Here is an 18,425-nt window from a genome sequence, read left to right as displayed (position 1 = left end):
AAGTGCCGCGATACCCGCCGGAAAGTGTCCGTGCTACGGGTGCGCCTTAATCGGGTATGCTGATTAAACAACGATCTTGCAACATTGTCTCTTGACAGCGATAGACCGTTGTGTGACGATACAACTATCGGTTCAGCAACGGTTTACCCGGCCTCCGCTGAGGCATAACGGGTTGGTTACACCGCCGTACCCAATATAAAAGTGAAAATTCCGTGCCCGGCTCGACGGGGCACGGCAGCAATCAGGCAGCAGGTGTTCCCGAAATGCGTCCTGGCACCCCAAAGTCAGACATCTGAGGTCTTCCGTGATCTCATGACCCGCCTGGATTCGCTACTGTAAGGGCGAATCTGCGAGGCGCGGCCGACCCAACTGACACGCGCCTTGAAGGCGCCGATCAAAATTCCATTGAGCACATGCGCAGCGTTTTGATGCGCACGCTTCCAATACCTGCCGTTGACGGCAGCCTCAATAGTCCGACGCAGAGCTTAATCGTCCGACGCAGCATGCGTCACACCTGTATGGACGCGCGTCAAGCCCTTGAACACGGGCGATCAGATTCAGAGCCAGCGGTGCAGTAATGCCCTTGGCGATCCGAAGAAACTCATCCAGACAATCCCACACTAATCCGAAAGCACCGCGTGTTCTGCCGCTTCTGCCCCAGGCGGCCTGCAGCATCCGGTGCAACCCGACGTATGTAACTTGCGCGGACCATCCCGTGCCAAGGGCCATGCATTGCGAATCTTCCGCCGCAGCCGGCATGCGCTTTCTCTCTTAAGACTTTCTGGAGTTCTAAATTAACCCCCTGGTGCGGACGATCCTGTGCCAGGTCCCACGCACTGCGAATCTTCCGCCGCATTGGGCAGGCCCTTCTCGTCGGAAGGATTTTCTGGAGATTTAACAGATGGAACAAAACAACGCGGAAGCCGGATGCGGCAACGTCGACACCGCCTGCACTAACGACGCTCCCGGGGCACCCTGTCGCCGTCGCACGGGCGTACGCCGTGCGCAGACGCAATCGGAGTTCGCCGAAACCCTCAGGCGGGCACGGGCTGTTGATCCGGGACTTGCGCACCTGCTGTGCCTCATTCGCCTGTTGGGACTGCGACCGGTCGAAGCGCTGCGGTGCGTGCGAGAACTGGCTGACTGGCTTGTCCTGCTTCGGATCGGTGTGCAATACCTTCGGCTCCCACGCGGTGTCGGGACGAGCCGCCCGCGCCGGATTGAGATTATCGACCCGCTGCGTGAGGACACCATTCGCGCAATCGAAGCGGCACTGGAACATTGCGAGACCCACGACGGCAAGCTGATCGCGGGCGCGGATCATAAAACGCAGCGCAACCGGCTGCGCGCGCTGCTGCAGTCTGCCCGGATCAGCGGCGAACTGAGCTCGCAGTCGCTTCGCCATGCTTACGCGGTTTCGCTGTCAAATGCGCTGATGGACGCGGGAGCAAGTCCCGAGCAGGCGCGGGAGCGTGTTTTCGCATCAGTCGGCCAAGGCCTGCGGGCCCATATGTTCCTCGACACTTACCTGCGGGAGATTGGCGAGCGGTCCCATGAAGTTCCGCGCGCGCCGGGCGCGGCAGGCACCGGTTCGGTACGCGAGGAACCATTTGATTGGGGCGTGATCTTGTTCACACGGTAATACGTGAAATGCCCACTCGGCAGGCGCTGGCTCGCGGGGTGGGAACCGTGCAAGCTAGTGGATCAATCGGCTCGCCATCGGCATCCTCGCTCGCGATCTCAAAGAGTTCGCAGCCGAGGTCGCGGGCCAGCACCCTGGCGAGTTCCGACTTGCCGGTCCCGGGCGGCCCGTAGATCAGGGTGTTCACACCACGCCGCCCGCTCTCGCGCGCTTCCCGAAGCAACACGTCCTTGATCTTGGCAGATCGCTTCGCGAGCAAGGTAGAGCTCCCAACGACCATTGCTGTGCTCGCCATTCTTTCTTTGCCTGTCCTCGCCTAGAAGCTGTCGCCCGTTGGGATTTAACGGCGGCTTGCCGTGATGCTGCAACGGTCTTGCTCTCTACTGCACTGTTTCTTGCTTGCCGGTTTCTGCTCGTCGCTGCTTACGTCCACGTTGGTAAACCGACGGCGTTTCCTCTAACTATCCGGATAGACAGTGTAGTTCGAGGGCTGCCGGCAACAGTAGGAGCGCGACGTACACCGCGAGCCAGACTGGCCGGGCTGTTCGTTTCCGCGCTTGATGGATCGAGACAGGAGGCATGGCTGGTCGTATTCGTTTTTTGGCCAGGATTCATTGTAGTCGGCTCAGCCGACGGCATTTCAGCGGAGCCTTTACGCCGGCGATTAAACGAACAACCGGGGGCCGGCCCAGCATCATCGAGTCCAATCGATGCGACCCAACGGTGAACGATGCGGGCGTATTGGCGCGTCGATAGGTGTGGCGAAGCATGCAGACGGCTCGGAAAGAGATAGTCTGCCGGTTTCAGTTGTTGCGCAGAAATCCTGGCGGCCACGCTTTTCCGGGTCTGCTCGGTGATCTCAAACTGCACAGGTCGTTGAGTCTTCTGCTGCATGAATGTCGCTCGCGAGACCACGTGAGCTCCCGTGCAAATGTCGTGCACTTGCAACCGAGTCAGATCGCACGCCCTGAGCTTGCTATCGATTGCGAGGTTGAACAATGCCAACTCGCGAACATTCGACGAGATCTGAAGTCTAGTTCGGATTGCCCAAATTTCAGGGAGCTTCAATGGTGGCTTCTGGCCGGTCAACCTCCCCTTGTTCCATGGCACTCGCCGGTTGCCGGTAGGATTAAGCGTTTCCATATCAACCTCCTTTCCTAAGAAGGGAGATCGATTGTGCGCTTGGGAGCGGCTGCTCTTCGTCGTGCGGAGACATCAGAACAACCAACGCCCCTTCAGGTCCATCCCATATCGACCAGGTGATTGATATACGCCTGATAAATTTCACGTGTGATCGAGACTCGAAAATCGATCCGAAGGTTCTCTGTAATCAAGCCGCCAACGATATCCCGTTTCAGGAGGGCCGGCGTGCGCTCGGCAACGCGCTTCGCGAGTCCGGCCGCGCAACTGGAGAGTCGGGCCCGGTCAATGAGGTCAGCCCCGCCGCCATTCTTCAAGAGCCACAGCCTGGTTGACTCAACTGTATGCAGCGGTGACAGCCATTCGCCAGTGATGGCCTTGGCCAACAACTGAGAAACGACGAGATACGCGAGCAGTTCCGCTCTCGCTTGCAAATCAAGATTGAGTGGCGTGCTCATTTCGCATTCGTGGAAATTGCGCTGCTCGGATATTTTAATCTACTGATAATCGCCCATCGCCGACGAGTCGTCATCCGGTTTTGCGCCTTGACTGCGCCTGAAAGCGACGTATCAATAAATATCCCACGCCCTCCCTCTCGCCAATGCACACGTCCACCGTCGTGGCCGATGTCGGTGTACGACTGCGCGCGGCACAGTACGTACGGATGTCCACCGAGCATCAGCAATATTCGCCGGAGAATCAAAAGAGCGCGATAGCCGCTTATGCACTCGATCACAACATCGACATCGTCGACACCTACGAGGATGATGGGCGGTCGGGCGTAACGCTGAATAACCGGCCCGCGCTTGTGAAGCTGCTCAAGGACGTGCTCGACCAGGCCAGGTCGTTTGACGCGGTGCTCGTCTACGACATCAGCCGGTGGGGACGATTTCAGGACGTTGATGAAAGTGCACACCACGAGTACCTGTGTCGCCAGGCGGGCGTCAAGGTCATCTACTGCGCCGAGCCTTTCGCAAACGATGGCTCACCTGCATCGAACATCATCAAGAGCATCAAACGCGCGATGGCCGGCGAGTTCAGTCGTGAACTGTCCGAAAAAGTGTTCCAGGGGCAATCACGGCACGTCGAGCGAGGATTCTGGCAGGGGGCAATGCCCGGTTACGGGCTTCGTCGCATGCTCGTCGACGCCAGCCGCCAGCCCAAAGGGTGTCTACGATTTGCGGAACAGAAAAGCATCCAGACCGACCACATTGTCCTCGTCCCAGGGCCACCGAATGAGGTTGCGTTGGTGCGACAAATTTTTTTCTGGTACCTCCATGACAAGCTTGGTGTGGGCAAAATCGCTGACCGACTGAACACATTCGGCATCTGCAACGCTAGTGGGCGGCCGTGGACGGACTCTGCTATTTACGGGTTGCTGAAGAACGAGAAATACATCGGCAACATGCTCTGGAATCGCAGTTCGAAGAAGCTGCATGGCCAGTTCGTACGCAATCCTTCCGCGCGGTGGGTGCGCGCTGACGGCGCATTCGAACCGATCGTCGACAGCGAGACGTTCGCGGCCGCGCAGGCACGGCTGACCCGGAACAGGTTAAAAGTTGATGCTAGCCAGGCACTGGCTAGCATCTCACGACTCCTTCATGAGTCGGGGCGGCTCTCCCTAAAAGATATCGGCGACCGACTGGATATCCCGGGGAAATCACGGGTGCGGCGACTTATACCCTCCCTCGCCGACCTGTATCGCCAGGTTGGCTACTGTCCCGCTTTCGATATGACCTACGTGGATCAGCGGATCGCGGCTAAGCGGGTAATGACAGAACACCTGTCCGAGCTCATATCCAAACTCGAGGCAGCAGGTCATGTGGTTGAGCACGACAGCACTTTTTCAATGCTCTGTGTCGATCATGCGCTCAGGTTGAAGGTCACCGTCACTCTTGGGCATAAAGAGATCAACTGTATCCCATACGCGGTGGCAACCAGATCTCGCCGACATCCCGCCGACCTGATCCTGGTCGGCTACTTCCCGCGCCCCCGTCTCGTACTGCAATGCTTTTACCTGCTGCCAGAGACACTTCTGGGGGACAACGAAGAGACCATGCTGTCCCCCTCACGAATACCGGGCGTGGAAGCTTTCAGAACGACCGACCTGTCCGTGCTGCTAACGCTTTGTGCCCGCGCAACAATCGAGGCTTGCCATGGATCCAGTGACAGAAACGACTATCGTTGATATTCCCCTAGACCAGATTCGAATCCTCAACCCGCGAGGGCGCGGAAGAAGGCAGCACCGGGCAATCGTCGAAAGCATCGCTGCCGTAGGGTTGAAGCGCCCAATTACTGTCAGTCCTCACGACGCCCCCGACGGAACGACATCCTACGACCTGGTGTGCGGCCAAGGACGCATAGAAGCGGTGCGCATGCTCGGGCAGGCCTCCATTCCGGCCCGTGTAATTGACCGCGACGAGTGCGGCTGCCTTGAGATGAGCCTCGTCGAGAATGTCGCCCGGCGCAACCACGCCCCGATCGAATTGCTGCGCGACGTGGAAGAGATGGTCAAGTCTGGACAGCCCCTTCAGGACGTCGCGGCGAAAGTCGGATTATCGGTCTCGTATCTGCACAGCATCCTCACGCTGCTGGAACATGGCGAGGAACGACTGGTTGCAGCCGTCGAACGGGGAACGTTGCCTATCGGGCTCGCTATCTCCATCGCGAGGTCGAGCGATAGTGAGTTACAACTCGCCCTGGCGGACGCGTATGCGGAGGGAACGCTCAAGAGAACCCAGCTTGCAGTCGTTCGCCGTATCATCGACCAGCGGCTTAGACGCCGTGGATATGACAGATCACGCGGTAAGTCACAAGGGACAAGGGGTTCACTGAGTCCTGAAAAACTGCGCAAACTCTATGTTCGCGAGAGCGAGCGTCAGATGCTCCTCGTCAAAAAAGCCGATATGGTGCACGCCCAGCTCGCGATGGTCGTATCTACCTTCCGAAGCCTGCTTGCCGATGAGCATTTTGTAGAACTGCTGCAGAACGAGGACCTGGAGAGCATGCCACGCGTTCTGTCAGATCGGATTGAAGGAGTGAACAGCCATGAACAAGCCTGATGTCATACGTACCTGCACCGTAGCGCGAGCGTTCGAAGGTGAAACTGTGCAACTGGCCCTGAGCGTGCTGCGTCCCCACCGCCCTCTCGTCCCAAGTGCTACGCGTTGCAAGAAATTCCTTCAGGTCCTTGCGTCAGTGGCCACTGTGGGACTCGTCGAGCCACTTGTTGTCATGCCCGAACGCGATGCTGAAGGACTCTACGTTGTACTCGATGGTCGCTTGAGGCTGGAGGCCCTGCGCCGTCTGGGCAAGCCATCGGCAACCTGCCTTCTGGCAACCGAAGACGAGGCGTACACCTACAACCGGCATGTCAACCGGCTGACGGCGGGTCAGGACGCGCGCATGATCGCACAGGCGGTTGATCGCGGAGTATCGCAAGAACGCATCGCAGCCGTGCTCGGCATTGATGGGCGGACGGTCAAAACGAAGGTCAGATTGCTCACGGGAATCTGCAACGACGCAGCCGCACTGCTGGCAGACAGAAATTGCCCTGCGGCAACCTACGAGATCCTGAAGTGCATGAAGCCCTTGCGTCAGATCGAGGCAGCGGAGCTCATGTGCAGCCAGTCCAATTTCACATCGGCGTTTGCCCGCGCCATCAAGCTTGCCACGCCACCCGAGCAACTGATGCCCGCTCCCGGTTCGCGAGGCGGCGACGAGGAGGCAGCGCGAGAACAGATCGACCGTCTGGAGCGTGAAATCGTCTCACTTCAGGCGAAGGTCACCGATGTCGAAGATCGATACGGCGTCGAACATCTCCATCTCAGCGTGTCGATCAGCTACGTCAACACCTTGCTCAATAACGTGCATGTGCGCGAGTGGCTTGCTGAAAATGCGCCGGGACACTTCGCAAATCTACAGGAGCTTGCTGCAGCGGCAGGCCCCCGGGGGCGGTAGCGCTTGGCTCGTGAGGTGAATCTCTCAGTCGCAGATATCAGCCACATATCGCGAGCTGCCACTACCCGGCCCGTAGGGAGCATGACAGTTGGCGTCAAGAGACAGACTCTCCATGGATACCGACGAGACCATTCACCAAATGGTGACGACAGTCGGGAGGACGTACTTCGACCCAACTCGACCGGTCGATACCCGGTACACCGAGCGTCTATTCACGAAGTGCAACGGCCAGTCGCTCGCGTTCGTCGCCGACGACGTCGACAAGCGAGGCGAGGAAGGAGAAGCCAGACGGCAGGCGAATGGAATGCAGACTAGCTGCGAGTCAGCGCCGATAGTCCCTCACCATCAGAAGCCTGTCGGTCGGGCGGACACTACGCTGGTCAGCGTGCTCGATCGTGCCCGACGAGCCAAAATTAACCTGACTCGTCCTGGCCTGGAGCAAGCTGACGAATTCGACCAGTCCTTGACTGCCTGCGCGGCATCGACCACAAGTACGAGACTCACTTCCACGGTGCATCCGACCGGCAGGCTGAGCAATGGGATCGTCATCCGGGTGCACGCTATCGGCGACATCGTCGGAAGGATGGCCGGCCGCTGTCCAAACGTTCAGCGCGAACCGCGGATCAGGGGGGCGTCGACGGTGCCCGACATGGGCGCCGGCTCAAACCGCACCGCCGCCTGTACGGCGCGGTCGTCCTCCGCAGTGACGACCGAATCCCGGGCACGAAGGAGCGATCGAACTGTTCGGGTGAGATGTGAAAGAACGAACGGCTTTCGTAAATAAGCATCCCACGACCGATGCTGCTCGGGAGCAGCATTCGACGACATCAGGATGAACGGTAGCAATCGAAATGCCGGGCGGGAACGCAATGTCTGGCTAAGCTGGACACCGTCCAACTCAGGCATCGACCAGTCGGAAATAACAAGGTCGACTGCCGTTACCGCCAGTTGCGCTACCGCTTGCGCGCCGTTGGTGGCGCAAATCACGTGGTAGCCTTCCGCTTCAAGCAACCAGCGCAACGCGGATCGCGTCGGCTCATCGTCCTCTACCAGAAGTATACGGTGCATCTTTGCAACTCTTTCGCAAGGTTCTGTTCGGGAATTGTTGAGCAAACCGCGCGCCACTCGAACGTGCCTCACGTCGGATTTCACTGACAGATCAGTTTTCCAATGACGTTGATCAGTTCCGAGGGGTCAACCGGCTTGCCGAGATAGTCGTCGAAGCCCGCGTCCCGTGCCATCTGCTCGTCTTCCCTTCTCACGTACCCCGTCAGCGCCACGGCGGGGACGTTGATGCCTTGCTCCCGCACGGCTTTCATGAAGTCACAGCCATGTTCGCCGGGCATCGTCAGGTCTGACACGATCACATCGGGCAGATGACGCTTGAGCGCCTCGCGGCCTTCGTGCGCCGACCTGGCTGTTTGCACATGCATGTTCTCAAGCCTGAGCGTCAATGCAAGGGCCTCCAGTGTGTCGGCGTCGTCTTCAATGAGCAGGACGGACCGTCCGTGAATGATCGACGCGGCATCCGCCTGCGGGTGTGCCGGGGCAACCGGCGAACGGTGGTCCACGGTCGGTAGCATGACTGTGAAGGTTGAACCCTGTCCCGGGCCGCTGCTCTGTGCAGCAATCTCCCCTTCGTGCATCCCCACGATGCTGCGGGCGATGGCGAGCCCCAGGCCCAGACCGGCACGTTCCCGGCTGTTCGCGCTTTCGATCTGAACGAAGGGCTCAAAGATTTCGTCCAGCCGCTCCGCTGGAATACCCGCGCCTGTATCCGCGATGCAGATCCGCACGGTGTTCCCCGTCACGACGAGCGAAGGCAGAATCTTCCCGCCGCGCTCCGTATGTTTCAGCGCGTTGTTAAGCACATTGCTAAACACCTGCCGCAGCCGCGGTCCGTCGCCGAGGACATGCACCTCGTCCGCCACAAGATCCGCGACGAACACGCCTTTCTCATCAGCGATAGGCCGGACTTCCTGCAGCGCGGCACTGAAGCAGTCGTTAACTGCGATCGGCGTTCGCTCGACAGTGAACTTCCCCTTGTTGATACGACTCGCGTCCATCAGGTCGTCCACCAGTCGCGTCTGCGTGACAACGTTGCGGCGGATGACGGAGATACCATTCCGGACAAAACCCGGATCGTCAGCGCCTTGCGCGAGCAAGTCCACCCACGCCAGGATCGCGGTCAGCGGGGCCCTTAACTCATGAGACACAGCGGCAATGAAAGCGTCCTTTGCTTCGTTCGCCGATTGTGCCGCCCGCCGCAGCGCACGCTCACTTCCGATTAACGCGTCGCGCTCGGCTTCCAGCCGCTTCTGTTCCGAGATATCGATCGTAATTCCGTCGAATCTTGCGGCGCGCCCGTTGTCGTCGAAAGAAGTGTTTCCTTTCGCTCTGAGCCATCGGACTTCACCTTCCGGTGACACAGTGCGATATTCGACATCGTAAGGCTCACCGCCTGCTATGGAGTTTTCAACGGCAGCGCGCACGCGGGCGCGATCATCCGGATGGATCGCACGGTAGAACGTGTCGAGATCGATCTCCTCGTCCGGCGTGTCAGGGTCCAGCCAGAAATGCGCCTTGCACCGCGCATTCCAGTAGAGTCGTTGCAGAGGCAACGGACAATAAAAGGTCCCGATTTCAGCAGCTTCCGCTGCTCGCCGCAGTCGATCCCGTGTCTGCTCAACGGTTTCCAGTTGTGGTCGTAGCCGGTAATCGGTCATGGTCGTTGCTCGTTAATCGGAACAGCCGCACCGCAAAACCCGGATTTGATCGCTCCTTGTCGGCGGTTAGCCCGAAACGATGGAGAAGGGGCACCCACCGAGAGGGCACATTCTGTTCCCACCTGGCGTTGGCGCAGCTTTCACAGGCGATGATCGGCGCTCACGCGCCTCGCCCGCCAGCGCCGGAAAAGATATACGCACGATGATAAATTTCAAGCAGCCTGACTCGCTGTAAGTGTTTACAGTAATCACGGCCATCGGGACGTCTGCAACGTCGCCGACCGCACTCGCCGGCACGGTGCGCGTGCGTCCGGTACCCGGGCCCTTTCCTGTCAATATGCTTTCCGCGCAGCATCGGCGTTTGCACATTGGGTGCCTGCACGAAAGGTTCACAATAAACCTTCTCCCTTAGAGGCAAAGACGCACCCCGGACCCGTCTGAGATAGCCGATTCTCCCGATTGGCAAAATCGGCGTGATGCCTGCATCGTGTGCCGACTGCTGCACGCGCCGTCGGCAGGTGGTTATTCGTCGGAAGCTGGATACAGTTTGCCTGAATGCGCACCCTCCGTTTTTCCCCGGATGCACGGGGCAGTCTCCGAACGGCTACGCTTACGGTCCGACATACGGGCTGTACATTCGAAGCGATGGCCATCGATGAGCGGTCGTTACAACGAGAATATGAGCACGCGCTAACCGAACTACTAAAACGTTTCGAGGCGGTGCGTACCTTGAGCGAAGGCGATTCGATCGACCCGCTGGCTGTCCAGCGCGCTCGGGAAGCGTATGAACGCACGCGGCTCCTATGGTTGTCGTGTGACTTGCGGCTGCGCAGCTTCGGAATCGCCAGCCCGTCTCGATTTCGCCAATCAAAAGGCATTCTGATCTACAGCGCGACCGAGAACATAAGGCATTCACTCGTGGCTCTCCTAAAAGCCCACGCATATGTTCCGACGGCCGTCGCAACCGTGAGTGAACTGCACACCGCGGCACGGACATCACGCTTCGCTGCGGTCCTCGTATACATCGAACCCGCAATGCGGCGGGCGCCATTATTCACGAAGTATTTGGAGCTTGTCTCTCAACCAATAACTCTTATCAGTTTTCCAAGATTTCCGACGGGCTCGATTCAGCCGGATATTGCATCAGCAGTCGAGCGAATGCCTTCTCCCTCGGAGACGTTGTTCTCCAAACTTGATAGCGCCATCAAGTTGGCATCTGCGGCAAACCGAGCGCCTCACGCGCAAAGCCCGTTGCAACTTGCGGGTCACAGCGGCAGCAACTGAATGTTATGTCGCCCGGATCGGCCTAAAGATGCACGCGGCCGGTCCTGTTGGAAACCGTCAGCTTACGAACACCCGGTTTCGGCAACTATGAACGTTTGTATGGCCTAAAATCGGCGCTGAATGCCACTGCGCGATCAACACCAGGTGCGGCCCGTGGCGGGTAAGGAATCTGCGATCCGGAGAGACGATGCTCGTTAGCCACCACGGCGTGGTCATCAAGCCTTCTGTATTCAGAAATGGCAACCTCTTCGTCGCACGCGCTTCAATTCTCGAAGAAGATGGTGAGGCGACATCGCTCGGTGACCTCGGACACTTTGCAAATCGGCAGTCAGCATTTGCATTTGCGATCCGCTATGCCACAGCGTTCGTCGACAACGAGCCGACGCCCAAGCCGCCATGTAATGTCTCTGTTACCTGAAATGCGACGGGTCAGAGCACAACACCGAACGATAACCGGACCCAACGGGACGCCAAGCCACGAATCGACAACGCCTGATCATATGGCGATCGTTAGCCTGATAAATCCCACAGGCGATCTGGAAAAGCTGGTGCGCGTCAAAAGGCGACGCCACTGGCTCCCACGGGTCGAAAACCCGCGCGGCAGTATGAAGGCGATAACATTGGACAGGTCTTCCATTCCTTCGACATCGGCTACTTCGATCAGTTTTCTAGTTCGTGACTGAGCGCCTCGGTTACCGCATTGACGACGACGGACCACTTCAGTGGACTGCTGGACCCAGTTGTCCCACAGCGCCCAGTCCACAACACTGTCGTGGACGAATAGTTGATCATGACGGGACGCTGCTCCTCTCCGGACGCCTCGAGTATCCTGACGACGTCGGTAATCGACAGCGGTCTGCCGACGACGATCACGCCCGGTCGCAGCCGATGCAGTGCATCCGGCGCGCTGCTTGGCGAGTCGTAGCACATCAAAACGAGTCCGCGAGAAGTCAGTGCGCGAGCCAGACTCGAAACCCGCCGTCCATCGCTGTCAAGAATCAGCACGTCATGCGAGTGCGACCACGTCATTCACCGATGACTGCGAGCGGCCATTCACGATCACGCGCGCGCCCTCCCGCCCCAAAGTGCCGGCGATAGGGAAGCCAATGCCTGCGGTGCTGCACCGTGCGCAATTAACGCCGGCGATTACCGAGTTGCATGCCTTTCTACGGGAGCGCTGCGCTGCGTTGCTTTCCAGCCATCCCTCAGGTGGCTCTCAGGCTGTACTCGCGATTTTAAATGGCCGCATCCAGGGCGCAACGGACATCTGAATGTCCGAGCCCCGTTGCCCGCGAAGGTCGCCTGTTGGCCCGGGGTACGGACGAACCAGATCAAGTGGCCCCCAATATACATTGCCGAGCAGGTTGGCGACGTTCGGCCAAGTGCGGTGCCCCTGGCGTCGCGCAGGGAAGCAAGTCAACCCTCTGCGCACGCGCGTGCCGGAACGTGCGTTGCAAGGGTCCGTGCATGTGAGGTCGTCATGGCTGATACCGAGGTGTACAAATTTCAATACACACGTCGACAGGGACTGCAGCGTACCTACGATGTAGTTCTGAATATTCGCCAGCTGAATCGGGCGTATGTTCCTACGCGGCTTGGGTCCATTTCGCGGGCGCATTCAAAGGGAATGGGCTGGTTTTCCCACTGATCGCAAAAACGACGGAGGAAGCGGCGGTTGAAGCGAGAGGGCGTGTTGAAGACGACATCGAGGAACTCGCCGGGATCGCTGAATAACATGGAAGAGCAACAGATGCACCGAGGCTTCGTTATCACTGTCAGCGTGCGAGATGACTGTGACGGCGGGTCGGCCGTCACAGTACTGGTGGAGCGGATGTCGCGGAGTGGCGGCATCGACCGCAAGGGCGGCCGCATACCTGAGCCGGAGCACTACCGCTCGTTGGTCAATGGAGCGGCCGCAGTCAGCGACGCGATAGACCTCGCCAGGCGCGCGATCGATGCCCATCTTGGCGGATCTCCGCTCGGACATTAGCCTCCTAACCATCCACCCGTTGCCGAGCACGCGGCAGCAAGCGATTGCGCGCGCGTTCCGACTGGGCTTTACTGCAAGGTGCCCCATCGCTCGACTGCCGGCTCGGCCGTAGCCCACTTCCAACCGTCCTGATCCTTACAGATCTACGCGACGAACCAGTCAGCGGCGACGCCTAGGCTTCTCGCCGGCAATGACCGAAAATGCAAACCCGCGACCGGTCGCCAGCGCATTATCGAACTCGCGCAGCATGCGGACCTCGCCGCGACCATTTTCGACCGGCAGCACATGTTCGACCCGCCACGGCTTCGTTTCGCCGACCGGCAATTCACCCGCCGTGGCCGCGATCGCCATCTGCTGGTCGTTGCGTTGAGGGTTTCTTGAACGCCTGCCATTGTCGGCCGGATTCCGGGCGGACAGCCGAACGCGGTTTCTTCTTCGGTGTAGGTGTCGACCACGATCTCCATCGTGATCCGATGTTCACGCCTTGCGTCGATCTCGCCTGTTGCCATGATGGGGTCCGTTGGCCATTCGGCATTCTGACCGCCTGCCATCGCCGTCTCGGCTGTTGTATGCTTAGCCGCGAATAGGAGAGGATCATGACTCAAAAGGCTCGAGAGCTTTACAGGAGCGCGAACGGAGACCGTTGGTCGCTCGTCTACGAATACGACTCTGGCCGAGTTTTCGTCCGACATGAGCCCAACCTCTCGTCGGGTGGTCGGCCGTCCGACATCTCAATTGGCGACTTCCTTGTTCGAGATAGCAAAGGGCCGGAGCACACCGAACTTCTGCGCCTGATCGGGACATTGGTGGAGACGTCAGTCGAGAAATAGTGCTTTGCGAAGATGAGGCGCTTTCGTGACGCGCCCGAAACGCGACAACCACGATTGGCGCTCGAATGTCCGTCGCCAGACGGAGCGACGTTTGATCGGCTCTGTAAGAAAGCCCGGCAACGACCGTAGATGGGCCGAGGTCTGCCCAATGCGGTCGACGGGAGTCGACCCGCATCAGCCGGTCGTTCCCGGCAGCCCACCGGCCGGTTTGTGCTCCGATTGCGACATAGGCGTTAGCGTTTGAACGGCAGCCAGCCTGATCGCAAAAGCACGGCTGCTACTATTGCCGCTGTCGGACTATCGAAGCGCCCGGGTGCGGAGAAACGTGCGTCGTGCGGAAGCAAGTCCGCTGAGGCACTGCTTCGACGTGCCCATACGACAGGCCATCAAACTCGACAAGGATTCTGGCGGCGTGCGAATCGATCCATATAGCCTGGAACTGTTCATCTCCGTGGTGCAGGAGGGCTCCATTGCTCGCGCAGCCAGCCGCAATCACATCGCCCCTTCGGCACTCAGCCGGCGCATCGCAGACCTCGAAACCGCAATGTGCGTTACCTTGCTCATCCGCTCCCCGTCCGGTGTCGAGCTGACGGAAGCGGGCCGGCATGCCTTCGCGCGCGCGGTGTCAGTGCATGACCAGCTGCAATCACTGGCACGCGAGGTTCAGTCGCTCAGCGGCCAGGTCGCCGGCGTCGTGCGACTGTATGCGAATGCATCCGCAATCGTCGGCTTCCTGCCGGAGCGGCTCAAAGCGTTTCAGGCCCGATACCCGCTTGTTCAGATCGCATTGACGGAACAGATCAGCGACGAGGTGATCCGCGCGTGTGTGGAAGACCGGGCCGACGTCGGCATCTGCGCGAGCAGCAAGATACCGGGCGGCCTCGATTCGTGGCACTTCGCCGATGATCCGCTGATGGTCGTGCTGCCGCCCGATCATGAACTTGCCGCGCTCGATGCGCCTGCTTTCGCCGATGTGATCCGCTTTCCGCTCGTCGCGCTTCAGGCGGGCGGCTCGCTCGATCAGATCATCAACGAGCGCGCCGACGCGATTCGCACGCCGCTCAAGCTGGCCGTGACCGTCAACAGCTTCGACGCACAGTGCAGGATGGTCGAAGCGGGACTCGGCATCGGCATCGTGCCGACGAGCGCTGCGTCCGCCTTCGCCGGATCGCACGGCTTCGTGCGCCGCCCGCTCGACGAGCCGTGGGCGTCGCGTCGCAGCCTGCGGGTTCATGCGCTCCGGAAGTCTTCGCGTTTGAAGGCGGTGCAGGCATTGATCGACTCGCTGACGCACGCCGAGGGTTAACGAGAACATCGCGGTTTGCGATGCCCCCTTTGCTGATCGAGCACTTCTTGCCCGTTCGCGCCGCCGTCTAGATTTCCGTTCAAGGAGAAATCGGATGGCAAAACTGGAATTGACGGGCCGGATATTGTTTCTTTGCCAGGACCCGGAACGGGTCGAGCGGCAACTCGACGGCCTCGATCTGACCGAGGCGGCAGCGGGCGCGCTACGAGACGACGTCTCGACCGATGAGATCACGCCGATGAGCGTGCTCACCCGCTTCGACGAGCGTCTCGGCCGCTTCCCCTATCTCGGCTTTCGCACGGGAGGACGCAATCCCATCGGCCCCGACGCGATCCGCAACGGCCGTTTCTGCGTGACGGTCGCGGGCAACCGCTACGGCAAAGGATCGTCGCGCGAGCATAGTCCGCTTGCGGAATCTCGCGCGGGCATCCGGCTCGTGATCGCGAAGAGCTTCGAACGGATCTATCGTCAGAACGCGGACAACCTCGGGCTCTTCACGTCGACCGATTTTGGGCTGATCGAGCGCATCCGGCGCGGCGAGCCGATCGACATCGAGGAACTCGTCGCATCGCGCGACGCGCTGTCGGCATCGATTCTCAGGAGCGGCGGCTTGCTGCGCTATGGCGCGCAAAACATGCGGCATATCGCAGTCGCAGACCGCGCCGTCGATGGCGAGCCGCGCACGCTCGCGCAGAAAATCATCGAGCGCCATGCGCTGCACACAGAAGGAACGGGCGCATCGCTCACGCCCGGCTCCGGCGTTTTCGTGCGCGCGGATTGGCGCTTCATCCACGAGTACTACACGGGCATGGCGACACACATGCTGCATGCGACGTTCGGCAAACCGTTGTCGCTGCATCAGCCGGAAACCATTCTTGCCTTCGAAGACCACCTCTCGTATTCGCACAAGAGCGAGCTTCACATCAGAAACGGTCTGCTGCCCGACGTCAACGAACTGTCCGCGGCGCACAGGCACTTCGCTCAAGACCACGGGCTGAAGAATCACGGCTATCTCAGCGAGATCGACGGGCGCTTCAGCGAAGGCTCAGAAGGCATCTCGCACGCGATGATGGCCGAGCGCTACGCGCTGCCCGGCCAGCTGATCGTCGGCACGGATTCGCACACGCCGCATAGCGGCGCGCTCGGGTGCGTGGCGTTCGGCGTCGGCACCACCGATATGGCGAATGCATTCGTCACCGGCGCAGTGCGCATGACCGTGCCGCAATCGCTGCGTGTCGATTTCAACGGCTCCATTCCAGCCGGCGTCACCGCGAAGGACCTCGTGCTGCATCTGCTCGCCGCCCCGAGAATACGCGCCGGCGCAGGCGTCGGCAAAGTGTTCGAGTTCGCGGGTTCCGCGATCGCGCAACTGACGACGGATGAACGCACGACACTGACGAACATGACGGCCGAACTCGGCGGCCTGACCGGCATCGTCGCGCCCGATGAGGAAACCGTGCGCTTTCTGAAGTCGCGGCGCGGTTTCGACTTCGTGATCGAACCGTGGATGCGCAGCGATGCGGGCGCGAGCTACAGCGAGGTGATCGAGATCGACTGTACGGACATTTCGCCGATGCTCGCCGCGCCCGGCGATCCAGGGAACGGGATCGCGCTGCGCGATCTCGCGGAACGCCCGCGCGTCGATATCGCTTATGGCGGCTCGTGCACGGCCGGCAAGCGCGAAGACTTCGACCACTATCACGAAGTCCTCGCATGGGCTGCCGTGCGCGGCCTGCGCGTCCCGTCGAGCGTGAAGCTGTATCTTCAGTTCGGCACATCGGATGTCAGGGACTACTGCGTACGGCGCGGCTACATTGAGGCATTCGAGCAAGCCGGTGCCATTCTTCTGCAACCGTCGTGCGGAGCCTGCGCCAACTGCGGGCCGGGCGCTTCCGTCGACGCGAGCCAGGTCACGATCAGCGCGATCAACCGTAATTTTCCGGGCCGCTCGGGTCCGGGCCAGGTCTGGCTCGCGAGTCCGGCGACCGTGGTGGCCAGCGCGCTCGCCGGCCAAATCGCTTCATTCGATGAATTGAAGGCGAACGCGCAGCGGGCCTGACGGTTCGCTTGCAAGACATACAACTACGATACTGGAGACAATCATGGCCATGCTGGAGGGCGCGCCACAATTGCGCGCCGCAGACCGTCCCGCGCCAGCCGAAACAGCTTCCGCCCTCGACACAGGCGCAATTTCCGCACGTCTGGACAGGCTCCCCGCAACACGCGCCGTCTGGAAGCTGATCGTGCTGCTCAGCCTCGGGTTCTTCTTCGAACTCTACGACCTCCTCTTTACCGGCTACGTCGCGCCGGGCCTCGTCAAGAGCGGTATTCTCACGCCGACTACGTCAGGCCTGTTCGGCACATCGGGCGTCGCGAGCTTCATTGCCGCGCTCTTTTGCGGACTGTTTCTCGGCACCGTCGCATGCGGCTTTCTTGCCGACCGTTTCGGCAGAAGAGCCATCTTCACCTGGTCGTTGCTGTGGTATGTGGCGGCAAACACGGTCATGGCCTTCCAGGACACCGCGAGCGGCCTGAATTTCTGGCGCTTCGTTTCGGGCATGGGGATCGGCGTCGAGCTTGTGACGATCGGCACCTACATGTCCGAGCTTGCTCCAAAGCATCTGCGTGGCAGGGCTTTCGCCATATGTCAGACACTCGGCTTCTCGGCCGTGCCTGTCGTCGCGTTTCTTTCCTGGCTGCTTGTACCGAACGCGCCGTTCGGCGTCGATGGCTGGCGATGGGTCGTGTTGCTCGGCTGCATCAGCGCGCTCTTTATCTGGTACTTCCGTCGCAACCTGCCGGAAAGTCCGCGCTGGCTGGCGAGCAAAGGCCGGATTCGCGAAGCCGACGAAGTGCTCTCACGTCTCGAAGCAAAAGTCGCGAGCGAATGCGGACAGCCGCTGCCCGAACCGGGACCGTCCGACCCCGTGCCCCGCAAGGCAGGTTTCGCCGATATGTGGAAACCGCCGTATCGCAAGCGCACGGTGATGCTCATCGTCTTCCACATCTTCCAGACGGTCGGCTTTTATGGTTTTGCGAACTGGGTGCCGACACTGCTCGTCAAGCAAGGCATTACGGTTACGTCGAGCCTGCTGTACACGACGGTCATCGGCCTCGCGGCGCCGCTTGGACCGCTGCTCGGGTACTGGATCGCGGACCGCTTCGAGCGCAAGCATTTGATCGTCGGCATGGCTGCGCTGAATATCGTCAGTGGCCTGCTGTTCAGCCAGGCCGCGTCGGCGGTTGCGATCGTGACGCTCGGTGTTCTGCTGACGCTGGCTGGCAACATCATCTCGTTCACCTATCACACGTATCAGCAGGAACTCTATCCGACCGCGATCCGCGCACGCGCAGTGGGCTTCGTCTATTCGTGGAGCAGACTCTCGGCCGTGTTCAGCTCGTTTGTTGTCGCGTTCACGCTGAAGGAATTCGGCGTGACGGGGGTGTTCGTTTTCATCGCGGGCGCGATGACGCTCGTCATTGTCGCGATCGGCCTGATGGGTCCGCGAACACTCGGCAAATCGCTCGAGAGCATTTCACACTGAGC

Annotated in this window: 15 protein-coding genes and 1 pseudogene; 10 read left to right on the top strand and 6 right to left on the bottom strand. The window is 60.2% G+C overall.

Going from position 1 to position 18,425, the window contains the following annotated elements; all coding sequences use genetic code 11:
* The first annotated feature begins 901 nt into the window (after positions 1 to 901).
* A complete protein-coding gene (locus tag AABE10_RS33280; protein WP_342937351.1) occupies positions 902 to 1,642 on the top strand; it encodes an integrase domain-containing protein in 741 nt (246 codons plus the stop codon).
* Here the strand turns inward: AABE10_RS33280 and AABE10_RS36525 are convergent.
* The 3 genes and pseudogenes from AABE10_RS36525 to AABE10_RS33265 all read right to left on the bottom strand — a co-directional run bounded on the left by AABE10_RS36525 (position 1,632) and on the right by AABE10_RS33265 (position 3,240).
* Positions 1,632 to 1,901, bottom strand: coding sequence for an AAA family ATPase (locus AABE10_RS36525; RefSeq protein ID WP_428983424.1), 270 nt, complete (start codon positions 1,899 to 1,901; stop codon positions 1,632 to 1,634). The two genes, AABE10_RS33280 and AABE10_RS36525, sit on opposite strands and share 11 nt — an antisense overlap.
* A gap of 386 nt (positions 1,902 to 2,287) precedes the next feature.
* Positions 2,288 to 2,785, bottom strand: a pseudogene (locus AABE10_RS33270) (tyrosine-type recombinase/integrase); the annotation flags it as partial.
* Positions 2,786 to 2,877: 92 nt separating this feature from the next.
* Positions 2,878 to 3,240: a hypothetical protein gene (locus AABE10_RS33265; protein WP_342937350.1), complete on the bottom strand. Its 363-nt coding sequence runs from the start codon at positions 3,238 to 3,240 to the stop codon at positions 2,878 to 2,880.
* Positions 3,241 to 3,383: 143 nt separating this feature from the next.
* Between AABE10_RS33265 and AABE10_RS33260 the strand changes: the two genes are divergently transcribed.
* From AABE10_RS33260 to AABE10_RS33250, 3 genes are read left to right on the top strand one after another with little or no spacing between them, the layout of a single operon-like run.
* Entirely contained in the window at positions 3,384 to 4,970 is a 1,587-nt protein-coding gene (locus tag AABE10_RS33260; protein WP_342937349.1) for a recombinase family protein, read from the top strand.
* Complete coding sequence (locus AABE10_RS33255) at positions 4,939 to 5,844, top strand: plasmid partitioning protein RepB C-terminal domain-containing protein (RefSeq protein WP_342937348.1); 906 nt, start codon at positions 4,939 to 4,941, stop codon at positions 5,842 to 5,844. Before AABE10_RS33260 ends, AABE10_RS33255 begins: the two co-directional genes overlap by 32 nt.
* Positions 5,831 to 6,742 carry a plasmid partitioning protein RepB C-terminal domain-containing protein gene (locus AABE10_RS33250; protein WP_342937347.1) on the top strand — a complete coding sequence of 304 codons (912 nt, stop codon included), beginning with the start codon at positions 5,831 to 5,833 and terminating at the stop codon, positions 6,740 to 6,742. Before AABE10_RS33255 ends, AABE10_RS33250 begins: the two co-directional genes overlap by 14 nt.
* Before the next feature lie 606 nt (positions 6,743 to 7,348).
* Here AABE10_RS33250 and AABE10_RS33245 read toward each other — a convergent pair.
* Positions 7,349 to 7,810: a response regulator gene (locus tag AABE10_RS33245; RefSeq protein ID WP_342937346.1), complete on the bottom strand. Its 462-nt coding sequence runs from the start codon at positions 7,808 to 7,810 to the stop codon at positions 7,349 to 7,351.
* Between the two features lie 80 nt (positions 7,811 to 7,890).
* A complete protein-coding gene (locus AABE10_RS33240; protein WP_342937345.1) occupies positions 7,891 to 9,468 on the bottom strand; it encodes an ATP-binding response regulator in 1,578 nt (525 codons plus the stop codon).
* A gap of 645 nt (positions 9,469 to 10,113) precedes the next feature.
* On the opposite strand from AABE10_RS33240, the gene AABE10_RS33235 reads away from it, so the two are divergent.
* The 3 genes from AABE10_RS33235 to AABE10_RS33225 all read left to right on the top strand — a co-directional run bounded on the left by AABE10_RS33235 (position 10,114) and on the right by AABE10_RS33225 (position 12,742).
* The gene (locus AABE10_RS33235; RefSeq protein ID WP_342937344.1) at positions 10,114 to 10,752 is read left to right on the top strand and encodes a hypothetical protein; all 639 of its coding nucleotides are present in this window, start codon (positions 10,114 to 10,116) and stop codon (positions 10,750 to 10,752) included.
* 187 nt (positions 10,753 to 10,939) lie between these two features.
* Positions 10,940 to 11,170 carry a hypothetical protein gene (locus AABE10_RS33230; protein WP_342937343.1) on the top strand — a complete coding sequence of 77 codons (231 nt, stop codon included), beginning with the start codon at positions 10,940 to 10,942 and terminating at the stop codon, positions 11,168 to 11,170.
* Positions 11,171 to 12,445: 1,275 nt separating this feature from the next.
* Positions 12,446 to 12,742, top strand: a complete 297-nt coding sequence (locus AABE10_RS33225; RefSeq protein WP_342937342.1) for a hypothetical protein — start codon at positions 12,446 to 12,448, stop codon at positions 12,740 to 12,742.
* 159 nt (positions 12,743 to 12,901) lie between these two features.
* Here AABE10_RS33225 and AABE10_RS33220 read toward each other — a convergent pair whose 3' ends face one another.
* Positions 12,902 to 13,093 carry a hypothetical protein gene (locus tag AABE10_RS33220; RefSeq protein WP_342937341.1) on the bottom strand — a complete coding sequence of 64 codons (192 nt, stop codon included), beginning with the start codon at positions 13,091 to 13,093 and terminating at the stop codon, positions 12,902 to 12,904.
* An 891-nt stretch (positions 13,094 to 13,984) separates the two neighbouring features.
* Here AABE10_RS33220 and AABE10_RS33215 point away from each other — a divergent pair.
* The 3 genes from AABE10_RS33215 (at position 13,985) to AABE10_RS33205 (ending at position 18,423) form a co-directional block, all read left to right on the top strand.
* A complete protein-coding gene (locus AABE10_RS33215) occupies positions 13,985 to 14,878 on the top strand; it encodes a LysR family transcriptional regulator (protein WP_342937340.1) in 894 nt (297 codons plus the stop codon).
* Positions 14,879 to 14,972: 94 nt separating this feature from the next.
* A complete protein-coding gene (locus AABE10_RS33210) occupies positions 14,973 to 16,937 on the top strand; it encodes an aconitase family protein (RefSeq protein WP_342937339.1) in 1,965 nt (654 codons plus the stop codon).
* 43 nt (positions 16,938 to 16,980) lie between these two features.
* The gene (locus tag AABE10_RS33205; protein ID WP_342937338.1) at positions 16,981 to 18,423 is read left to right on the top strand and encodes an MFS transporter; all 1,443 of its coding nucleotides are present in this window, start codon (positions 16,981 to 16,983) and stop codon (positions 18,421 to 18,423) included.
* Positions 18,424 to 18,425: the final 2 nt, after the last annotated feature.

Source organism: Paraburkholderia diazotrophica (assembly GCF_038900755.1).
GTDB lineage: Bacteria > Pseudomonadota > Gammaproteobacteria > Burkholderiales > Burkholderiaceae > Paraburkholderia > Paraburkholderia diazotrophica_A.
Note: the sequence above shows the minus strand (reverse complement) of the source record. Positions and strands in the feature narration are given on the sequence as shown.

What these genes read in the sequence shown, in the direction of transcription:
- AABE10_RS33280 (WP_342937351.1), top strand. Translation starts at nt 902, where the DNA reads ATGGAACAAAACAACGCGGAAGCCGGATGCGGCAACGTCGACACCGCC.
- AABE10_RS33265 (WP_342937350.1), bottom strand. Translation starts at nt 3,240, where the DNA reads ATGAGCACGCCACTCAATCTTGATTTGCAAGCGAGAGCGGAACTGCTC.
- AABE10_RS33260 (WP_342937349.1), top strand. Translation starts at nt 3,384, where the DNA reads ATGCACACGTCCACCGTCGTGGCCGATGTCGGTGTACGACTGCGCGCG.
- AABE10_RS33255 (WP_342937348.1), top strand. Translation starts at nt 4,939, where the DNA reads ATGGATCCAGTGACAGAAACGACTATCGTTGATATTCCCCTAGACCAG.
- AABE10_RS33250 (WP_342937347.1), top strand. Translation starts at nt 5,831, where the DNA reads ATGAACAAGCCTGATGTCATACGTACCTGCACCGTAGCGCGAGCGTTC.
- AABE10_RS33245 (WP_342937346.1), bottom strand. Translation starts at nt 7,810, where the DNA reads ATGCACCGTATACTTCTGGTAGAGGACGATGAGCCGACGCGATCCGCG.
- AABE10_RS33240 (WP_342937345.1), bottom strand. Translation starts at nt 9,468, where the DNA reads ATGACCGATTACCGGCTACGACCACAACTGGAAACCGTTGAGCAGACA.
- AABE10_RS33235 (WP_342937344.1), top strand. Translation starts at nt 10,114, where the DNA reads ATGGCCATCGATGAGCGGTCGTTACAACGAGAATATGAGCACGCGCTA.
- AABE10_RS33230 (WP_342937343.1), top strand. Translation starts at nt 10,940, where the DNA reads ATGCTCGTTAGCCACCACGGCGTGGTCATCAAGCCTTCTGTATTCAGA.
- AABE10_RS33220 (WP_342937341.1), bottom strand. Translation starts at nt 13,093, where the DNA reads ATGGCGATCGCGGCCACGGCGGGTGAATTGCCGGTCGGCGAAACGAAG.
- AABE10_RS33210 (WP_342937339.1), top strand. Translation starts at nt 14,973, where the DNA reads ATGGCAAAACTGGAATTGACGGGCCGGATATTGTTTCTTTGCCAGGAC.
- AABE10_RS33205 (WP_342937338.1), top strand. Translation starts at nt 16,981, where the DNA reads ATGGCCATGCTGGAGGGCGCGCCACAATTGCGCGCCGCAGACCGTCCC.